The sequence below is a fragment of the Paracoccus indicus genome, from assembly GCF_003056335.1.
Classification (GTDB): Bacteria; Pseudomonadota; Alphaproteobacteria; order Rhodobacterales; family Rhodobacteraceae; genus Paracoccus; species Paracoccus indicus.
This window is the reverse complement of the sequence record NZ_PYWA01000001.1, coordinates 266203-284878: the sequence shown is the minus strand read 5'-3', so window position 1 is coordinate 284878 and position 18676 is coordinate 266203. Positions and strand designations below refer to the sequence as shown.

The 18676-nt window shown below is 65.9% G+C and carries 21 protein-coding genes and 1 tRNA gene; 11 read left to right on the top strand and 11 right to left on the bottom strand.

The features are described from left to right. Window positions 1-123 precede the first annotated feature (123 nt). Both DDE75_RS01500 and DDE75_RS01495 read right to left on the bottom strand, forming a co-directional pair. Entirely contained in the window at window positions 124-927 is an 804-nt protein-coding gene (locus tag DDE75_RS01500) for an undecaprenyl-diphosphate phosphatase (RefSeq protein WP_108500607.1), read from the bottom strand. After that, a complete protein-coding gene (locus DDE75_RS01495) occupies window positions 927-1910 on the bottom strand; it encodes a complex I NDUFA9 subunit family protein (RefSeq protein ID WP_108500606.1) in 984 nt (327 codons plus the stop codon). The genes DDE75_RS01500 and DDE75_RS01495 overlap by 1 nt, the downstream gene beginning before the upstream one ends. A gap of 205 nt (window positions 1911-2115) precedes the next feature. On the opposite strand from DDE75_RS01495, the gene DDE75_RS01490 reads away from it, so the two are divergent. Then, a tRNA-Leu gene (locus DDE75_RS01490) sits at window positions 2116-2200 on the top strand. 81 nt (window positions 2201-2281) lie between these two features. Here DDE75_RS01490 and DDE75_RS01485 read toward each other — a convergent pair. The 8 genes from DDE75_RS01485 to DDE75_RS01450 form a co-directional block, all read right to left on the bottom strand. Continuing rightward, window positions 2282-2959, bottom strand: a complete 678-nt coding sequence (locus DDE75_RS01485; RefSeq protein ID WP_162798868.1) for a FadR/GntR family transcriptional regulator — start codon at window positions 2957-2959, stop codon at window positions 2282-2284. Between the two features lie 64 nt (window positions 2960-3023). After that, a complete protein-coding gene (locus DDE75_RS01480) occupies window positions 3024-3770 on the bottom strand; it encodes a DUF1028 domain-containing protein (protein ID WP_108500604.1) in 747 nt (248 codons plus the stop codon). Window positions 3771-3772: 2 nt separating this feature from the next. Further along, the gene (locus DDE75_RS01475) at window positions 3773-5563 is read right to left on the bottom strand and encodes a gamma-glutamyltransferase family protein (protein WP_108500603.1); all 1791 of its coding nucleotides are present in this window, start codon (window positions 5561-5563) and stop codon (window positions 3773-3775) included. Between the two features lie 13 nt (window positions 5564-5576). After that, window positions 5577-6446 carry an ABC transporter permease gene (locus DDE75_RS01470; RefSeq protein ID WP_108500602.1) on the bottom strand — a complete coding sequence of 290 codons (870 nt, stop codon included), beginning with the start codon at window positions 6444-6446 and terminating at the stop codon, window positions 5577-5579. Continuing rightward, entirely contained in the window at window positions 6446-7390 is a 945-nt protein-coding gene (locus DDE75_RS01465; RefSeq protein WP_108500601.1) for an ABC transporter permease, read from the bottom strand. Before DDE75_RS01465 ends, DDE75_RS01470 begins: the two co-directional genes overlap by 1 nt. 56 nt (window positions 7391-7446) lie before the next feature. Continuing rightward, complete coding sequence (locus DDE75_RS01460) at window positions 7447-8946, bottom strand: ABC transporter substrate-binding protein (protein WP_108500600.1); 1500 nt, start codon at window positions 8944-8946, stop codon at window positions 7447-7449. After that, a complete protein-coding gene (locus DDE75_RS01455; RefSeq protein ID WP_108500599.1) occupies window positions 8943-10040 on the bottom strand; it encodes an ABC transporter ATP-binding protein in 1098 nt (365 codons plus the stop codon). The genes DDE75_RS01460 and DDE75_RS01455 overlap by 4 nt, the downstream gene beginning before the upstream one ends. Next, window positions 10037-11026, bottom strand: a complete 990-nt coding sequence (locus tag DDE75_RS01450; protein WP_211659276.1) for an ABC transporter ATP-binding protein — start codon at window positions 11024-11026, stop codon at window positions 10037-10039. Before DDE75_RS01450 ends, DDE75_RS01455 begins: the two co-directional genes overlap by 4 nt. Window positions 11027-11311: 285 nt before the next feature. Between DDE75_RS01450 and DDE75_RS01445 the strand changes: the two genes are divergently transcribed. The 8 genes from DDE75_RS01445 to DDE75_RS01410 all read left to right on the top strand — a co-directional run bounded on the left by DDE75_RS01445 (window position 11312) and on the right by DDE75_RS01410 (window position 16329). Beyond that, window positions 11312-11926: a ribonuclease D gene (locus tag DDE75_RS01445; protein WP_108500597.1), complete on the top strand. Its 615-nt coding sequence runs from the start codon at window positions 11312-11314 to the stop codon at window positions 11924-11926. Window positions 11927-11981: 55 nt separating this feature from the next. Beyond that, the gene (locus tag DDE75_RS01440) at window positions 11982-12926 is read left to right on the top strand and encodes a KpsF/GutQ family sugar-phosphate isomerase (protein ID WP_108500596.1); all 945 of its coding nucleotides are present in this window, start codon (window positions 11982-11984) and stop codon (window positions 12924-12926) included. Window positions 12927-12930: 4 nt separating this feature from the next. Further along, the gene (locus DDE75_RS01435; protein ID WP_108500595.1) at window positions 12931-13515 is read left to right on the top strand and encodes a hypothetical protein; all 585 of its coding nucleotides are present in this window, start codon (window positions 12931-12933) and stop codon (window positions 13513-13515) included. 21 nt (window positions 13516-13536) lie between these two features. After that, the gene (lptA, locus tag DDE75_RS01430; RefSeq protein WP_108500594.1) at window positions 13537-14013 is read left to right on the top strand and encodes a lipopolysaccharide transport periplasmic protein LptA; all 477 of its coding nucleotides are present in this window, start codon (window positions 13537-13539) and stop codon (window positions 14011-14013) included. Continuing rightward, the gene (gene lptB / locus DDE75_RS01425) at window positions 14013-14750 is read left to right on the top strand and encodes an LPS export ABC transporter ATP-binding protein (protein ID WP_108500593.1); all 738 of its coding nucleotides are present in this window, start codon (window positions 14013-14015) and stop codon (window positions 14748-14750) included. Before lptA ends, lptB begins: the two co-directional genes overlap by 1 nt. A gap of 198 nt (window positions 14751-14948) precedes the next feature. Continuing rightward, window positions 14949-15524: a ribosome hibernation-promoting factor, HPF/YfiA family gene (gene hpf / locus DDE75_RS01420; RefSeq protein ID WP_108500592.1), complete on the top strand. Its 576-nt coding sequence runs from the start codon at window positions 14949-14951 to the stop codon at window positions 15522-15524. Window positions 15525-15612: 88 nt separating this feature from the next. Beyond that, window positions 15613-16077, top strand: a complete 465-nt coding sequence (locus DDE75_RS01415) for a PTS sugar transporter subunit IIA (RefSeq protein ID WP_108500591.1) — start codon at window positions 15613-15615, stop codon at window positions 16075-16077. A 63-nt stretch (window positions 16078-16140) separates the two neighbouring features. Next, window positions 16141-16329 (top strand): hypothetical protein, encoded by a 189-nt coding sequence (locus tag DDE75_RS01410; RefSeq protein WP_108500590.1) that lies wholly within the window; start codon window positions 16141-16143, stop codon window positions 16327-16329. A 60-nt stretch (window positions 16330-16389) separates the two neighbouring features. Here DDE75_RS01410 and DDE75_RS01405 read toward each other — a convergent pair whose 3' ends face one another. Next, window positions 16390-17259: a branched-chain amino acid aminotransferase gene (locus tag DDE75_RS01405; RefSeq protein WP_108500883.1), complete on the bottom strand. Its 870-nt coding sequence runs from the start codon at window positions 17257-17259 to the stop codon at window positions 16390-16392. A gap of 156 nt (window positions 17260-17415) precedes the next feature. On the opposite strand from DDE75_RS01405, the gene DDE75_RS01400 reads away from it, so the two are divergent. Together DDE75_RS01400 and DDE75_RS01395 are read left to right on the top strand one after the other, a co-directional pair. Further along, window positions 17416-17934, top strand: coding sequence for a MarR family winged helix-turn-helix transcriptional regulator (locus DDE75_RS01400; RefSeq protein WP_245894593.1), 519 nt, complete (start codon window positions 17416-17418; stop codon window positions 17932-17934). A gap of 7 nt (window positions 17935-17941) precedes the next feature. Next, window positions 17942-18646 (top strand): response regulator, encoded by a 705-nt coding sequence (locus DDE75_RS01395; RefSeq protein ID WP_108500589.1) that lies wholly within the window; start codon window positions 17942-17944, stop codon window positions 18644-18646. Window positions 18647-18676 lie beyond the last annotated feature (30 nt).

Below are 18676 nucleotides of genomic sequence, written 5' to 3'. Positions count from 1 at the left end.
TCCGCAGTTGGCTTAAACCAAGGCATTTGCAATGAAAAGTCAGCAGTGCTGACCTAAATGCCAGTTTTTCGCGCTGGCGGTCATAAATCTTCGGCCGCCAGCATGAAAGTGCGTCAGCTTTGCTTACCTACCGGCGGCCAGTGCCAGCAAAACCACGGTTCCCGCGATGATCCGCCACCAAGCGAACAGCCCATAGCCGTGCCGCGAGACGTATCCCAGCAACCAGCGCACCACGAAGACGGCGCTGATGAAGGCGGTGACGAAGCCGATGGCGATATTGCCCAAGGCCGCAGCATCAAGGATATCGCGATTCTTGATCAGGTCCAAAGTGAATGCGCCCAGCATCGTCGGGATGGCCAGGAAGAAGCTGAATTCGGCGGCGGATCGCTTGTCCGCGCCCATCAGCAGGGCACCCACGATGGTCGCCCCCGACCGTGACACGCCGGGGATCATGGCGATGCACTGGAAGAAGCCGATCTTCAGCGCCATGCCCAAGGGGAAATCCTCGGCCCGGTGATAGGTGGGGTCGGTCACGCGGCGGTCGACCCACAGCATGATGAAGCCGCCCAGGATCAGCATGACCGCGATCAGCATCGGCGTTTCGAACAGCACCGTCTTGATGAAGTCATGCGCGGCAAGGCCGATGACCACGGCGGGCAGGAAGGCCAGCAGCACGGCGGCAACGAAGCGCCGCGCGGCAGGATCATGGGGCGCATGGCTGAGGATCTGCCAGATGCGACCGGCATAGACGCCCAGGATGGCGGCGATGGCACCCAGCTGGATCACCACCTCGAAGGCACGACCGGGTGATTCGAAGCCGAGGAAATGCCCGGCCAGCAGAACGTGCCCGGTGGATGAGACCGGGATGAATTCGGTCAGGCCCTCGAGGATGCCCAGGACCGCCGCGACAATCGTGTTGTGTTCCATCAGTTGTTGCGCAGGTTCTTGGCGGAATCCTTGATGGCGTCATATTGTCCCGAAGGACGGAAGCGCCACAGATAGTCGTCCAGCACCGCCTCGGCCGCGACGGGCTGGATGCCCAGATCGGCAAACCCCTTGGCATCGTCACTGACGACATTGTCCTCGCGCAGCAGGGCCAGCTGATCGCGGCTGAGGGGGTTGGTGAACAGCCCGCCGGTCAGCGTCTGCGCAACGCCCAGGCCCATCGATCCCAGCTTGGCCAGCCCGAAGGGCATGTTCGCCACCAGCTTGCGGCGATGGGTGGCCTTCAGCACCTGGTCGACGATCTGGCGCAGGGTCAGCACGTCGGGGCCGCCCAGCTCATAGATGCCGGGGGCGGCGGTGCCGGTCGCGCCCATGACGGCGGCGCGGGCCACATCCTCGACATAGACGGGCTGCATGCGGGTCTTGCCGCCGACGATGGGCATCACCGGACCCATGCGGGTCATGCCGGCAAAGCGGTTGTAGAAGTTGTCGTCGGCCCCGAAGATCACCGAGGGGCGCAGCACGACCGCATCGGGGAATTGCGCCAGCACGGCCTCTTCGCCGCGCGACTTGGCGGCAATATAGGCGCTGTCGGATTCGGTATCGATGCCAAGGCCCGAGAGGTGCACCAGCCGCGCGACGCCCAGTTCCTTGGCGATGCGGGCGATATGTTCGGCGCCCTCGTGGAAGACGTTGGAAAAGTTGCTCTTGCCCTCGGGGGACAGGATGTTGACGCAATTGACGGCGGCATCGGCGCCGGTCAGGGCGGCACGGACGGATGCTTCGCTGCGGATGTTGCACAGAACGGGCGTGACCTGCCCGACCGCGCCATAGGTGCGGGTGAACAGCGCCTCGTCGGGGCGGCGGACCGCAACCCTTACGCGCCAGCCTTCCTTTGCCATCAGTCGGGCAACCTGCCGACCGACAAAGCCAGACCCGCCAAAGATCGTGACCAGTTTCGCCATGGGCGTCTCGCCTCCTTACGTGCCGATTGTTGGCGTGATCCTTACTCATAGGTGGGGGCTGCGGCAAGGCGGCACGGCGGCGCAGGCCCTGTCCCGCAGGGTGTTTCGACCTGCGAATGACGATTTCGCAAAAAACTTTCGCAAACATGTCGGAATCGCATTGACGCCCCCCGTAACTCTCTTTAATCAGCCGCTTACACCACCTGCCCAGGTGGCGGAATTGGTAGACGCGCACGGTTCAGGTCCGTGTGTCGCAAGACGTGGAGGTTCGAGTCCTCTCCTGGGCACCATTAAAAACCCCCGCAAGCTTCGTGCTTGCGGGGGTTTTTCTTTGGCATCGGCGCCCGTGCGGAAGGCAGGCCGGGCGATGGCTAGGGTTTCACGTGAATCGCCGAGGCCACGTAATCCATGTGCAGCAGCTGGGCCTGACCGGCGCCCGCGACATCGCCCGCCGCAATGGCATCGAAGATCCGCTGATGCTGTTGGCCCAGGGCCGCCACGACCTGCGGGACGTTGGTCTCGGCACGCCGTTCGCGCCAGCCAGCCTCTTGGCGCATGTTCCGAATCAGGTCGAAGATTTCAAGGAACAGCGGGTTTCCGGCCAGTTCGGCGATGCGATAGTGAAAGACCTCGTCGGCCAGGTCGTAATCATGCGCATTCCCGGCATCGCGCGACCGCTGCATCAGGACCTGAAGGTTGGCGATCTCATCGGGCAGGGCGCGCGCTGCGGCCAGCTGTGCCAGGCGGGGTTCGATCTGGCGGCGGACGTCCATCAGCTGTTCCAGCGTCAGCTGCCCCGCCAGAAGGCGCGACCGGCCGCTGTCGGGGCGCGGAGGCGGCGTGACGAAGGTGCCCTGCCCGTGGCGGCGAAAGACGGCGCCGTCGCGCTGCAACCGATCCAGCGCCAGCCGCAGCCTGCGGCGCGAGACGCCCAGCATGTCGGTCAGCGCGCGTTCGGGGGGCAGGCGACCATCCCTGCGGGCGGCGTCGGCAAGGATGGGGGCAAGTGCTTGGATCACCGCGTCCAGTTCATCGGCAGGCGTGGCCATCTGTGCTTTCCGGTTGTTGCGCCTTGGCTGCTCATTGGCAAAATCGCGTCCGGGCGCAAGCATTTCAGGGGTCGGTCGCGAATGAGGCGCTTGGCTGTCCCGCCGCGATCCGGGCCGCCTCGGCCCTTGCGATGCGGGCGTCGGTTTCGCTGCGATCGGGGTCGCCGCTGAAACGATCCGCGGTGGGCATGATCCGAGCGACATGCAGATAGCGTTCGCGGGCCACGCGCAGCAGGCGCGACAGTTCGGCCAGCGGATCGCCGTGGTCGTCGGCGCGCAGGTCCAGCCACGGATGGTCCTGTCCGTGGTGGATGCGCAGCCCCGCCGCCTGACGTCCACGCTTGTCGCCGCCCGCAGCCTCGCCCGCCATCATCGCGGCCAGCAGCCTCTCGGGAAACGCCAGCGCCGATGATTCCAGGTAGACGCGCGCCGTTTCGTCAAGCACCTGCGGGCCGGCCAGCATGTTGCCCGCGATCGAGAAGCCATCCCCCATCAGGTGTCCGGCCCAATCGATGCATTCGCCACCCGTGTGGACGGCACCGCGACCATCCGCGTCCATCAGGTGTGCCTGACGCTGCGCGGCACCCGCATCGCGGGCCACCAGATCGGCCAGAACCTGCGTCGCGGCCTCGCCGGCTTCAAGACGACGCAGGCCCTCGGTGCCCCAGACCGGGTTGACGAAAGCCTGGGTCGCGAAGGCCGCCGAAGGTCCCACATGGGGAACCAGCGAGCCGCAGGCGAAGAACCGGCTGGCGACTGCAATCCCCAAGGCCCCCGTGTCCCGATCGCGCGCGATCAACGACCATGTCATGATCAGCGCCCCACCGCATAGGCCTGCATCAGGCGCGGGGTGGCTGCGGCGGTCAGCATGCCGTCGGCCTCGCGGCGGGCCGCGGTCAGCCGCCCGATGCTCCAGGGTTCCGAGACGACGACCTTGTGGCCGCGGGCGCGTAGGCCGTCGATGGCCGCCTCGCCCATACTGGGTTCGACCATCAACTCGCCCGGCTTCGCGTCGCGGGGATAGAAGCTGGACTGGAAATGCGCGGTGTGGAACAGCGGCGCATCCATGCCCTGCTGCATCGACAGCCCGTGGTGGACATAGCGCAGGAACCAGATCAGCTGCCATTGGTCCTGCTGGTCGCCGCCCGGCGTGCCGAAGGCGATGCGCGTGCCGTCCTTTTCCGCAAGCGAGGGCGTCAGCGTCGTGCGCGGACGTGCCCCGGGGGTCAGGCTGGTGGGCAGGCCGTCGCGCAGCCAGAACATTTGCGCGCGGCTGTTCAGCGGGAAGCCCAGGCCCGGGATGACGGGATTGGATTGCAGCCAGCCGCCCGAGGGCGTGGCGCTGACCATGTTGCCCCACCTGTCGATCACGTCGATATGCACAGTATCGCCGCGTTTTTCGGTCAGATGCGCCATGGTCGGCTCGCCCGCGCTGGCCCCGCGTGCGGCGTTGAAATTGGTCGCGGCGCGCTGGATCGCGTCATCGGCCAGATGTTCCAGACCGGCAATGCGGCCGGGGCGCTGTTCCATGCTGGCGGTATCGCCGATCAGCTTCGCGCGTTCGGCGGCGTATTCGGGCGACAGCAGGGCATCCACCGGGATGTCGAAGAAATCCGGATCGCCGTAATAGGCCTCGCGGTCGGCATAGGCCAGCTTCATCGCCTCGGTCACGGTATGGACGAATTCGGCGCCCATCGGGTCCATTGCGGCCAGATCGAAGTTCTTGAGGATCTGCAGCCCTTGCAGCATCACCGGCCCCTGCGACCAGGGGGCGGTCTTGTGCACGGTCCAGCCGTGATAGTCGATGGACAGGGTATCCTCCCAACTGGCCTGCCATTCGGCCAGATCCTGACGCGACAGCACTGCAGAATGCGCCGTTCCCGACACGTCCATCACCTTGGCATCGGCCAGATAGTCGCAGATCGCATCGGCCACGAAGCCTTGCGACCATGCCTTGCGGGCGGCGTCGATCCGCGCCTCGCGCGTGTCGCCGGTTGCGGCATCGACTAGGCCCTGCCACGTGGCACCCAGGTCGGGGTTGCGGAACAGCGCCCATTCGGTGGGCGCGATGTCATCGGGCAGCCATGTCTGCGCGCTGCTGGGCCATTCGTTGCGGAAGAAATCGGCCAGCCCCGCGATTGTATTGGCGACGCGCGGCAGCATCGGGTGACCGTCGCGGGCATAGCCGATGGCGGGGGCCATGACATCCGCGACCTCGAGGCTGCCGTGATCGCGCAGCATCAGCATCCAGCCGTCGAAGGCTCCGGGCACCACGGTGGCCAGCAGGCCCGATCCGGGGATCAGCCCGCCGCCGAAGTGTTCGCGGTAATGGTCCATCGTCGCACCCTTGGGGGCCACGCCTTGCGCGCAGAGCACGCGGGTTTCGCCCGTTTCGGCGACATGGATGATGGCGGGCAGATCGCCTGCGGGGCCGTTCAGATGCGGCTCGACCACCTGCAGGACAAGGGCGGTGGCGACGGCGGCGTCGAAGGCATTGCCGCCGCGTTCCAGGATGCCCATCCCCGTCTGCGAGGCGATCCAATGGGTCGATGCGACGGTGCCGAAAGTGCCGCGGATGTCGGGGCGGGTGGTGAAATTGCTCATCTCGGAAATCCTGTCAGTCTTCGCGCGGGTCCAGCGCATCGCGCAGCCCGTCGCCCAAAAGGTTGAAACCCAGCACCACCAGGAAGATCGCGATGCCCGGCCACATGGCCATCCAGGGGGCCTGGGTCATGAAGTTCTTGGCGGTGTTCAGCATGGCGCCCCAACTGGGTGCGGGGGGCTGCTGCCCCAGCCCCAGGAAGGACAGTGACGCCTCGGCGATGATGGCGCTGGCGATGGTCAGCGTGGCCTGCACCAGAACGGGGGGCAGGACGTTGGGAAAGATGTAGCGGCGCAGGATCACGGGGGTCCGCAGCCCGATGGCATGGGCGCTTTCGACGTAATCCTCGGCGGCGACGCTGATGGCCTGACCGCGCGTCAGGCGGATGAAGACCGGCGTCGCGGCGATGCCGATGGCGATCATCGCATTGGTCAGCGATGGGCCCAGGAAGGCGGCCAGCGCGATGGCGAGGATCAAGAAGGGGATCGCCAGCAGCGCCTCGGTGCAGCGCGAGATGACGGCATCGGTCCAGCCGCCGAAATAGCCCGCAAGGATGCCAAGCGGCACGCCGATGGCGATGGCGATGGCCACCGACACCACGCCTGCCATCAGGGACGCCCGCGCCCCCCAGATCATGCGGGACAGCTGGTCTCGGCCCAGCTCGTCCGTGCCCAGCCAATGCGCGGCCGAGGGGGGCTGGCGGATCGCGCCCCAATCGGCGGCGGCGGGGTCGGGGAAGGGCAGGATCGGTGCGGCGATCGCCAGCAAGGCAAAAATGCCCACGATGATGGCACCCAGAAGGGCGCTGCGATGGCCCCGCAGCTTGCGCCACACGCGGGACCGGGGGCGGCGTTCCAGCACCGGATCGGCGGTCATATCGGTCATCAGCCCACCCTCAGTCGCGGATTCAAAAGGACATAGGCCGCATCGGCCACGAGGTTCATCAGCATGAAGCCAAGTGCGGTGACCAGCACCACGCCCTGAACGACGGCGTAATCGCGGTTGAAGACCGCATCGACGACCATCTTGCCGAAGCCCGGAATGGTGAAGATCTGCTCGGTCAGCACCGCGCCCGCGATCAATTCGCCGAACAGCAGCGCCGCCAGCGTCACGACCGGGGTCAGGGCGTTGCGAAAGGCGTGATGCATGACGACGGTATGTTCGGCCAGACCCTTGGCGCGGGCGGTGCGGACGTAATCCTGGCGCAGCACGCCCAGCATGGCCGAACGGGTATGCCGCATCAGCGATGCCGCAAGCGCGGTCCCAAGAACGAAGGACGGCATCAGCATCGTCTTGATGGATTGCAGCGGATCCTCGCTCAGCGGCACATAGCCCGAGGCCGGCAGCAGCTGCCATTTCACTGAAACCAGCAGGATCAGCATGATGCCCAGCCAGAAGTTGGGGATCGACAGCCCCGAAAGCGCCACGACATTGGCGACATAGTCGGTGGCGGTGCCTTTTTTGACCGCCGAGAGGATGCCCGCCGGGATCCCGATCACGGTCGCGAAGATCATCGACATCACCGCCAGCTGGATCGTGACCGGCAGCTTCGATGCGATCATCTCGGTCACGGGCAGGCCGGTGCGGATGGACTGGCCCAGATCGCCCTGCAGCGCACCCTTGACCCACATCAGGTACTGCATCCAGATCGGGTCGTTCAGGTGATAGAGTTCGCGCAGGCGGTTCAGCGTTTCGGGGTCGCGATCCTCGCCCGCAAGGGCCAGCACCGGATCGCCGGGCAGCATCTTCTGCAGCGCGAAGACGAAGATCGAAATCAGGATCAGGGTCGGAATCGAGATCAGCAATCTGCGGATCAGGTATGACAGCATCGCTTGTGGCCTTGCATTCGGTTGGGGTCGGGCGGGGTTGCCGCCCGACCGTCAGGTCATTCCGACAGGCTGACGTCTTCCAGGCGGATCATCCCGTCGGGATTGGGCACGAAACCCTGCACCTTGTCCGAGACGCCATAGAGCCAGGCCTCGTTGTAGAGGTAGAACAGCGGCTTTTCGGCATTCAGGATTTCATTGGCCTGATGGTAAAGCTGCTGCCGTTCGGCCTGGTCGCTGACCGCGCGGGCCTCGGCCAGGATGCGGTCGACCTCGGGGTTGGAATACTTGCCGTCGTTGAAGCCGCCATCGGTCGAGACGAAGCCCAGGATGTTGCCGTCGGGGTCGATGCGGCCCGACCAGCCGACCTGGCTTGCCTGGAAGTCGCCCGCGGCCTGATCGGCCAGCATGGTGGCGAATTCCTTGGCGACCAGCTTGACCTGGATGCCCGCCTCGGCGGCCATGGCCTGGATCATCTGGACCACCTGCTGGTTCTCGGGGCGGTTGGGCGCCTGCATCTCCAGCTCCAGCCCGTCAGGATATCCGGCCTCGGCCAGCAGGGCCTTGGCCTTTTCGATGTCGCGCCCCTGAACGGGGAAGGCATCGTCGAAATAGGGGCTGGCCCCCGAGGAGAACTGGCTGGCCGAGGCATTCAGCCCCGAGAAGACCACCTGGTTGATCGCCTCGCGGTCGATGGCCAGCGAAAGCGCCTCGCGCAGGCGGGCATCCTGGCCGAAGGGATTGTCGGCGCGTTCGCCATTGCCGGTGTTGAAGGTGATGCCTTGGTATCCCAGCCCGTCGGCGCGTTCGAACGTCAGGTCGTCACTGCTTTTGACCGTTTCGACATCCGTGGCGGCCAGGCGGTTGATCAGGTCCAGATCGCCCGAGCGCAGGTTCGCCAGGCGCACCGTCGAATCCGGGATCGGCAGATAGGTGACCGCGTCCAGCTTGATCGCATCGGCGTTCCAGTAGTCGGCGAATTTCTCCAACTCGATCTTGTCCTGCGACACGCGGTTCACGAATTTGAACGGGCCCGAACAGACCGGCGCCGTGGCCATGTCGTCGAAGGCGGCGGGCGACATCATCATGCCCGAACGATCGGCAAGCTGTGCCAGCAGGGGCGCGTCGGGGGCCGAGAGATGCAGCTTCAGATGAGTGTCGTCCACCACCTCGACCTCGGTGATCGAGCTGACCTCGGACTTGCGGACGCTGTCCTCCAGCGTCTGAGAGCGTTCGATGTTGGCCTTGACCGCCGCGGCATCGAAGGGGGTGCCGTCATGGAAGACCACGCCGTCGCGCAGGGTCATGTCGATGGTCTTGCCGTCGTCGCTAACGGTCCATTCGGTGGCCAGCTGCGGAACCAGTTCCAGATCCGGCGACACGTCGATCAGCTTGTCGCAAAGCGCGGTGAAGACGATGCGGCCGACGAAGGTGCGGCTGCGGTCGGGGTCCAGCGCGTCGGGGTCGCTTTCCAGGCCGATCTTCAGGGTCTGGGCCTGGGCCGCGATGGCCGTGGTGCCCAGAAGGGCGGCAAGGATCAGGGTCTTGTGCAGTGTCATTTCGTAACCTCCTGTCGGGTGTCGTTCTTCTTGTCTTGGGCTGCCAGGGCACGCCGATACATGTCGAAGCGCTGCATCGCGCCCTGGGTGCGGGGGGCGGGTGCGGGCGGCTCGGCGTCGTCGGGTGCGATCTCGCGCCAGCGGATGCAGGCGACGCTGGTGCCGGTGCCGGTCTCCTCCAGCGGGGGGCGGCCATCGGCGCATCGGCTTTCGGCGAAGGGGCAGCGGGTGCGGAAATGGCAGCCGGATGGCGGGTCCATCGGGCTGGGCGTTTCCCCCGACAGGGCCAGCTTTTCGGTCCCGCCCTCGGGGCCCGGGATCGCCGAGAGCAGCGCGCGGGTATAGGGATGGCGGGGGTGATCGAAGATGGCATCGGTCGGGCCCGTCTCGACGATGCGACCAAGGTACATGACCGCGACGCGGTCGCTCATCTGCCGGATGACGGCAAGGTCGTGGGCGATGACGATCAGCGTCAGGCCCAGCTGGTCGCGCAGATCCGACAGAAGGTTCACCACCTGCGCCTGAACGCTGACATCCAGCGCGCTGACCGGCTCATCCCCGATCAGCACCTTGGGACCCGAGGCGAGCGCCCGCGCGATGCCGATGCGCTGGCGCTGACCGCCGCTGAATTCATGCGGATAGCGGTCCATGTGTTCGGGCCGCAGCCCGACTTGGCGCAGCAGGCGCGCGACCTCGGACCGGCGGTCGGCGGCGCGCATCTCGGGACGATGCGCCTCCAGCGGTTCGCCGACCAGCCGGGCCACGGAAAGCCGCGGGTTCAACGAGCTGAACGGGTCCTGGAAGATGAACTGGACGTCGCGACGCAGCGCCCGCAGGTCGGGGCCGGTCACGGTGGACATGTCGCGCCCGTCGATGGTGATCTGCCCCTCGGTCGGGGTCAACAGGCGCATCAGCAGCCGGGCAAGGGTGGATTTGCCGCAACCGGATTCGCCGACGATGGCAAAGGTTTCTCCTTCGTTCACGGTCAGATCGACCCCGTCGACCGCATGCAGCAGCCTGGGCTTGCGGAAGGTGCTGCCGCCGACGGGAAAGCGCTTGGCCAAGCCCTTGGCCTGAACGATGACATCGGTCATGCGGCCCCCTGTTGCGTGATGTTCAGTGGTGCGAAATGGCAGGCGGCGTGATGGCCCGGCCCGACCGGCGCCAGCGGCGGCGTGGTCCCGCAGACGGGTTGCGCGAAGGGGCAGCGGGTCGCGAAACGGCAGCCCTGCGGCATCGTCTCGATCGAGGGGACGATGCCGGGCACCGTCGACAGCCGCGTCCGCGCGCCCCGCAAGGGCGGGACCGAGGACATTAGCCCGATGGTATAGGGGTGCTGGGGGTCCTGGAAGATCGCCTCGACCGGCCCCTGTTCGACGACGCGGCCCGCATACATCACCGCGACCGAGGTCGCGATCTCGGCCACCACCCCAAGGTCGTGGGTGATCAGGATGGTGGCCATGCGGCCTTCCGATTGCAGCTGGCCGATCAGGTCTAGGATCTGCGCCTGGATGGTGACGTCCAGCGCCGTCGTCGGTTCGTCCGCGATCAGCAGGTCGGGATTGTTGACCAGCGCCATGGCGATCATCACCCGCTGGCGCATGCCGCCCGACATCTGGTGGGGATAGTCGCGCATCCGCCGTTCGGGGGCGGGTATGCCGACACGGCGCAGCATGGCCAGCGCCTGTTCGCGCCCGTCACCCTTGTTGTGCCGCCGCCACCCTTCGGCAATCTGGTCGCCGATCCGGTGGGCGGGGTTCAGGCTGGACATGGGTTCCTGAAAGATCATGCCGATCCGCGTGCCGCGCAACCGCGCCAAGGCCTCTTGATCCGACAGGGCGACGTCCTGCCCGTCGAAACGCATGCGCCCCGCGATCCCCGTCTGCAGCTTGGGTGCCAGAAGCCCCATCACCGCAAGCGAGGTCAGGCTTTTGCCGCAGCCCGATTCCCCGACGATGCACAAGGTCTCGCCCCGATTCACGTGAAGCGAGACCCCGTCCAGAAGGGGCGTCGGATGGGGCGCGATCGTCAGCGACAGATCCTGCAGATCCATCAGCGGCGCGGGCGAATTCGGGGTCATTACCATGCGTGCGAACCAATTCTTGATTGGTTCAACGTATCCGGATGGTTCTTTCACGCAAGGTAATTTTTGCGCGATCTGCATATTGACGGCGGTTCTGCCCAATCCTTGGTCATCAAAGGGGGAAATCAGCGGGCCGATACGCTCTGCCACCGCGGGGGAATGGGGCTGCCCAAGCAACGCGTGCACGATTTTCACTGGATCGAAGCGCCCGTTTCTGGTCAGAGAGGTGCCACAACGGCTGACCCTGCACCCGAGGATCGGCGACGAAAGGCAGGAGCGGCTATGAGCATCCATCTGTATCCCAACGACCTTCCCGACGACCTGGTGCTGGGCCCCGTCGTCGCCATCGACACCGAGACGATGGGCCTCGACCCCCGCCGCGACCGGCTGTGCCTGGTGCAGCTGTCCTCGGGCGACGGAGAGGCGCATCTGGTCCAGATCGACCGCGGCCAGACCGAGGCGCCGAACCTGACGAAGGTGCTGACCGATCCCAAGATCCTGAAGCTGTTCCACTATGGCCGCTTCGACGTGGCGGCGCTGGAAAACGCCTTCGGGGTCGTGACCTCGCCCGTCTGGTGCACCAAGATCGCCTCGAAGCTGGTGCGGACCTTCACCGACCGCCACGGCCTTAAGATGCTGCTGTCGGAACTGGTCAACGTCGATGTCAGCAAGCAGCAGCAGACCAGCGATTGGGGCGCCGAGGATCTGAGCGATGCGCAGCTGGAATATGCGGCCTCGGACGTGCTGCATCTACACAAGCTGAAAGAGGCGCTGGAGGAACGGCTGCGGCGGGAAAACCGCCTTGGTCTGGCGCAGGCCTGCTTTGACTTTCTGCCCGCGCGTGCCCATCTGGACCTGCTAGGGTGGTCGGACGACAAGGACATCTTCAACCACTGACACGGGCGTGCGGTCCCAAGCGGGGACGCCTTGGAAACCACTGATGGGCGGGCATATGGCGGATTACATCCAGACGGCGCGGCGCGTCATCCAGACCGAGATCGACGGCCTTTCCGCGCTGGCGCAGGGGCTGGACGCGCAATTCACCCGCGCGGTCGAGATGCTGCTGGCCGTCAAGGGCCGCGTCATCGTGTCGGGCATGGGCAAATCCGGCCATGTCGGGCGCAAGATCGCGGCGACGTTGGCCTCGACCGGGACGCCCGCGCAATTCGTCCATCCGGCTGAGGCCAGCCACGGCGATCTGGGCATGGTGACCCGCGACGACCTGGCGCTGGTCCTGTCGAACAGCGGCGAGACGCCCGAGCTGGCCGATCTGATCGCCCATACCCGCCGCTTCAACATTCCGCTGATCGGGGTCGCGGCGCGGCCGCAATCGACGCTGATGCGGCAAGCGGACCTGGGGTTGCTGTTGCCTGCCGCGGCCGAGGCCTGCGGCAACGGCATCGTGCCCACCACCTCGACCACCATGACGCTGGCGCTTGGCGATGCGCTGGCCATCGCGCTGATGGAGCATCGCGAATTCACCCCCGAACATTTCCGCACCTTCCATCCGGGCGGCAAGCTGGGCGCGCTGCTGGCCAAGGTGGGCGATCTGATGCACCGCGACATGCCGCTGGTAGGTCAAGCCGCCCCCATGTCCGAGGCGCTGCTGGTCATCAGCCAGAAGGGCTATGGCGTGACCGGCGTGACGGATGATGCAGGCGCATTGGTCGGCATCATCACCGACGGCGATTTGCGGCGTCACATGCAGGGGCTGCTGGATCTGGACGCGGCATCCGTGATGACCCGCGCGCCGCGCACCATCGCGCCCGAGGCACTGGCCGAGGCCGCGCTGGCGCAGATGCAGGACCGCAAGATCACCTGTTTGTTCGCGGTGTCCGATGGCACGCCGCAGGGCATCCTGCACATCCACGACTGCCTGCGGGCAGGGCTGGTCTGACCCCATGAACCGCACCCGCATCGTCCGCTGGCTGAGGGTCCTGCTGCCGCTGGTGGCGCTGGCGATGCTGTCGACCATGTTCCTGCTGTCGCGCGGATCGGACAGCGAATCGCGCATCCCCTATGCCGAGGTCGACGCCCAGGCCGCCGCCCGCGACGGGCGGATCGTCGGGCCGGAATACATGGGCGTGACCGATGACGGCGTGCAGATGTCGCTGCGCGCCGACAGCGTCACGCCGGATCAGGCGGGCGAGGGGGGGCAGGCAAGCGACCTGCGCCTGGACTGGCAGCGCCCCGATGGCGTCACCGCCGATGTCACCGCCCCCGCAGGCGGAGCAGGTGACGGCGTCGTCCAGCTGGAGGGCGGGGTGGTCATGTCGACCTCGACCGGGTGGCAGGTCCGCAGCAGCCAGTTGCAGGCGCAGACCGACCGATCCGTCATCACCGCCGATCAGGGCATCGAGGCCGACGCCCCCTTCGGCACCCTGCGTGCCGACCGAATGCGTCTGGCCCCGCAGGATGATGCTGGCGACGACAGCCCTGCAATCTTGAATTTCTCGGGCGGTGTCCGTCTGATATACCAGCCCTGACCCCTTGCAAGGAACGACCTCATGCTTCGCCCCCTGCTGATCGCCCTGTCGGTTCTTGCCGCGCCCGCCTTTGCCCAGAACGTCACCTTCGGCGGCATGAAGGCCGATGTCTCGGCCCCGGTCGAGGTGGCGTCGGACAATCTGACGGTCAACCAGACCGACGGCAGCGCCCTGTTCGAAGGCAATGTCGTCATCGGTCAGGGCGAGATGCGCCTTTCCGCCGATCAGGTCACCGTCCAATATGCCGAAGGCGGGCAGAACCGCATCCAGTCGCTGACCGCCACCGGCAATGTCACGCTGGTCAGCGGCCCGGACGCCGCCGAGGCGCAGAAGGCCGTCTATGACGTCGAGGGCGGCAATGTCGTCCTGACCGGCGACGTGCTGCTGAGCCAGGGCCAGAACGTCCTCAGCGGCGACAAGGTCACGGTCGATCTGGCGACGGGGGCCGCGCAGGTCAACGGCCGGGTCCGTTCGGTCCTGCAGCCGGGTGCCAACTGATGGCGGATGCGGCCAAGGGGCTGGATGTCCGAAACCTGCGCAAATCATATCGCAACCGTCTGGTGATCCGCGACGTCTCGGTCAGCCTGAACCGGGGCGAGGTCGTGGCCCTGCTGGGCCCGAACGGGTCGGGCAAGACCACCTGCTTCTATTGCATCGCCGGGCTGGTCACGCCCGATGCCGGACAGGTGGCGATCGACGGGCGCGACGCCACGCGCCTGCCGATGTTCCGCCGCGCGCGCATGGGCATCGGCTATCTGCCGCAGGAGATGTCAATCTTTCGCGGGCTGACGGTCGAACAGAACATCATGGCGGTTCTTGAGGTCGCGGTCGCCGATCCGCGTCACCGCCGCGACCGCCTTGAGGAACTGCTGGCCGATTTTTCCATCACCCACCTGCGCCACGCCTCGGCCATGGCGCTGTCGGGGGGCGAACGCCGGCGGGCCGAGATCGCGCGCTGCCTGGCCTCGGACCCCAGCTTCCTGCTGCTGGACGAACCCTTCGCGGGCGTCGATCCCATCGCCGTGGGCGAGATCCGCACCCTGGTCCACGCGCTGAAGTCGCGCGGCATTGGCGTGCTGATCACCGATCACAACGTACGCGAGACTTTGGGCATCGTCGATCGTGCCTATATCCTTCATGACGGTCACGTGTTGATGTCGGGCACCACCGATCAGATCGTCGCCGATCCCAAGGTCCGCCAGGTCTATCTGGGCGAAGATTTCCGCATGGCCTGATGGCAGCCAACTGCACGCCCTGCATCGAAAAATCCTGTTCACGCCCTTGTGGGACCCGTTGACAGATCCGATCCGCTGTCACCAAATTGAATCATGCGGGCCGGACTGATGACATGGCCCGTGACACCCGTTCCCGCCGTCGCCGGCTGCTTTCAACGGGCCGACGCATGCAGGACGGGCAACCGGAGAGGAAATACGATGCGCTACACCATCAGCGGAAAACACATCGATGTCGGCGACGCCCTGACCACCCACGTCAAGACCGAGCTGGGCGAGACGATCGAAAAGTATTCGCAGCGTCCCACCGACGCGGCCGTGACCTTTTCCAAGGATGCCCACCAGTTCCTGTGCGATTCCGTGGTCCACCTGTCCACCGGGCTGAACGTGACCGCCCGTGGCGTGGCCACCGACATCTATGCCGCCTTCGAGGCCTGCCGCGAAAAGATGGACAAGCAGCTTCGTCGCTACAAGCGCCGCCTCAAGGATCACCACCAGCAGCGCGCCGAGCCTGTTGTCTTCGGTCAGGCGGACAGCTATGTCCTTTCCGCTGACGAGGATGCTTGGGAATCGCAGGACAGCGGTCTTCAGCCCATCATCATCGCCGAAATGGAATCGCGCGTGCCCACCCTGTCGGTCGGTGACGCCGTGATGCAGATGGAGCTTTCGGGAACGCCGCTTCTGGTGTTCCGCAACGAGAAACATGGCGGCGTCAATGTCGTCCATCGCCGTGATGACGGCAATGTGGGATGGATCGATCCGCGCGGGAACGGCTGACCGGGCCTTTCGCGTTATGACGCTGGAATGACTGGGGCGCCCCCGACGTGATGTTCGGGGGCGTACAGCATGGGAAAGACGCTGGACAATGCAACTGAGTGAAATCCTCCGACCCGGGGCCGTGCGTTCATTGGGGCAGATCACCTCGAAGAAGCGGCTGTTCCAGGAACTGGCCGATCTGGCGCATGCCGAATACGGGCTGGTCGCCTCGGAAGTGCTGGATGCGCTGCAGGAACGCGAAAGCCTGGGGCCGACGGGCGTCGGGCAGGGGGTCGCCCTGCCGCATGCCCGCCTGCACGGGTTGGACCAAGTGGCGGGCATGTTCCTGCGCTTGGACAAGCCCATGGATTTCGATGCCGTCGACCGCCAGCCGGTCGATCTGGTCTTTGCGCTGCTGGCCCCCGAAAGCAGCGGTGTCGATCACCTGAAGGCGCTGGCCCTGGTGTCGCGGACGCTGCGCGACACGGACCTGCGCGCCAAGCTGCGCGCGAACGACGATCCCGTCGCCCTGCACGCCGTCCTGTCGGCTGCACAGGGTATCAAGGCCGCCTGAAATCATCCCCATGCTTTGAAAATGGCCGAATCGGTCCTATGATGGACCCCGAGGAGGACCATCATGACAAAGCATCTTGCCGATCAGCCACGCACGCAGGGCGGCGCCCGCCTGCGCGAATTCCTCAGGCAGGAGCGCGCCGCGACGGTGCATCCTGCCATCCACAGCCTGCACCGCCAGCCCAAGACACGCGATGATGCCGGCCGCAAGACCGGCGAATACGCACGCATCGAACGCGGCCGCACCACCTGAGGCCATGCGAAAGGGCCGCCCATGCCGGGGCGGCCCTTTCCTGTTCGTTGGGCGAAGCGATCAGGCGCGGACCAGCGCCTCATAGCTTTCGGCAACGTCGCGGGTGATCTGGCCGACCTGGAAATGCCAGTCGCCGATCTGGCCCACGGGGGTGACCTCGGCGGCGGTGCCGGTCAGCCAGCATTCGTTGAAGCTTTCAAGCTCCTCGGGCAGGATGCGGCGTTCATGGACGGTGTAGCCCTTGTCCTTCAGCATCTGGATGACGGTCTGGCGCGTGATGCCGTTCAGGAAACGGTCCGCCAGGGGCGTGTGGATCTCTCCGTCCTTGACGAAGAAGATGTTGGCGCCGGTTGCTTCGGCGACGTAACCCTCCCAGTCCATGAAGAGCGCGTCCGAGCAGCCCTTGGCTTCGGCCGCATGCTTGGACATGGTGCAGATCATGTAGAGGCCGGCGGCCTTGGCAGCCGTCGGGATCGTCTCGGGGCTGGGACGCTTCCACTTGGCGACGTCCAGCTTGGCGCCCTGCCATTTCGCATCGCCGTAATAGCTGCCCCATTCCCAAGCGGCGACCGCCATGCAGACCGGGTTGCGCGCGGCCGAGACACCCATGTCCGGCCCCGAGCCGCGCCATGCGACGACGCGCACATAGGCGTTCTCGAACCCGTTGGCCTTCAGCACGGCCTCCTTGGCGGCGTCGATCTCCTCGGCGCTATAGGGGATGGGCATGTCCAGAAGTCTGCCCGATTCGATCAGGCGCAGGGAATGTTCATGGCTCTTGAAAATCTTGCCGTCATAGCACCGCTCACCCTCGAAGACCGAGGAGGCGTAATGCATCGCATGCGTCAGGATATGCACGTTTGCGTCGCGCCAGTCGACCAGTTCTCCGTTCATCCAGATCTTGCCGTCGCGATCGTCGTAAGCCGCCGTCATGTCTTTCTCCATCCGCCGCCCGATTTTACGATTCTTGCGTATGTCAGGGCGGATTTGGCATGTTTGTTACGCAAGACGGTTGACGGCTAGCAATCACCGGATAGAAAGTCAACAAGACTGCCCTATGGCGGCAAACAACGGGACAGGATGGAACGGATGCAGGACAAGGCGCGGGTTCAGACCATGATGGGCGAGGATCTGCTGTTTCTGACCGACGACCAGCTGCGTCGCGGGATCGAGGCGATGTTCTTCGCATATCGCGCCTTCACCGCCGATCCCGACATCATCCTGGCGGATCTGGATTACGGGCGGGCCCATCACCGGGCGCTGCATTTCATCAACCGCGATCCCGGCCTGACGGTCACGTCGCTGCTGGCGGTGCTGGGCGTGACCAAGCAGTCGCTGAACCGCGTGCTGCGGACCCTGATCGAGGACGGGCTGGTCGACAGTCGCATCGGGCGGCGCGACAGGCGCGAACGCCAGCTGTACTTGACCGCCGCCGGCACCGCGCTGGAACGCCGCCTGACCGAGGCGCAGCGCGCGCGGATGCGTCAGGCCTATCGCACGGCGGGCCCGCAGGCGGTGGCGGGTTTCCGGCAGGTGCTGGAAGCGATGATGGACCCCGAGACGCGGGCGCAGTATCAGGCGCTGAAGGATATCCCCGACGACCGCTGAGGCCCCCATGACCGCACCCGATGCCCATCTGCTGATCGTCGACGACGATGAACGCATCCGTGCGCTTCTGGCGCGGTTCCTGCGCAAGAACGGTTTCATGGTCAGCATGGCCCGCGATGCCGCGCAGGCGCGTCGCCTGCTGGCCGGTCTGGAATTCGACATGATCGTGCTGGACGTGATGATGCCGGGCGAGGACGGCCTGGCCCTGACCCGCGACCTGCGCACGCGCATCCAGACACCCATCCTGCTGCTGACCGCCAAGGGCGAGATCGAGGATCGCATCACCGGACTTGAAAGCGGTGCCGACGACTATCTGGCCAAGCCCTTCGAGCCGCGCGAGCTGCTGCTGCGCATTGGGGCCATCCTACGCCGCGTCCCCGCCGCCGAGGTCGCCCAGCCCAAGTTCCTGACGCTTGGCCAGCTGCGCTACGACACCGAAAAGGGCGAATTGTGGCAGGGCGACACGCCCATGCGCCTGACCGGCACCGAGGCCGCCCTGCTGCGTCGTCTGGCCGCCAGCCGCGGTCAGCCTGTCAGCCGCGCCGACCTGATCGAGGATCTGGGTCGCGGCAACGGAGACGAACCCGAGGGCGGCGAGCGCGCCATCGACGTCCAGATGACCCGCCTGCGCCGCAAGATCGAGCCGGACCCCCGCGAACCGCGCTTCCTGCAGACGGTTCGCGGCACGGGCTACATGCTGGTGGTGGACTAGTCCGGCCCTTGGCCCTAGCTTGCGGCCTGT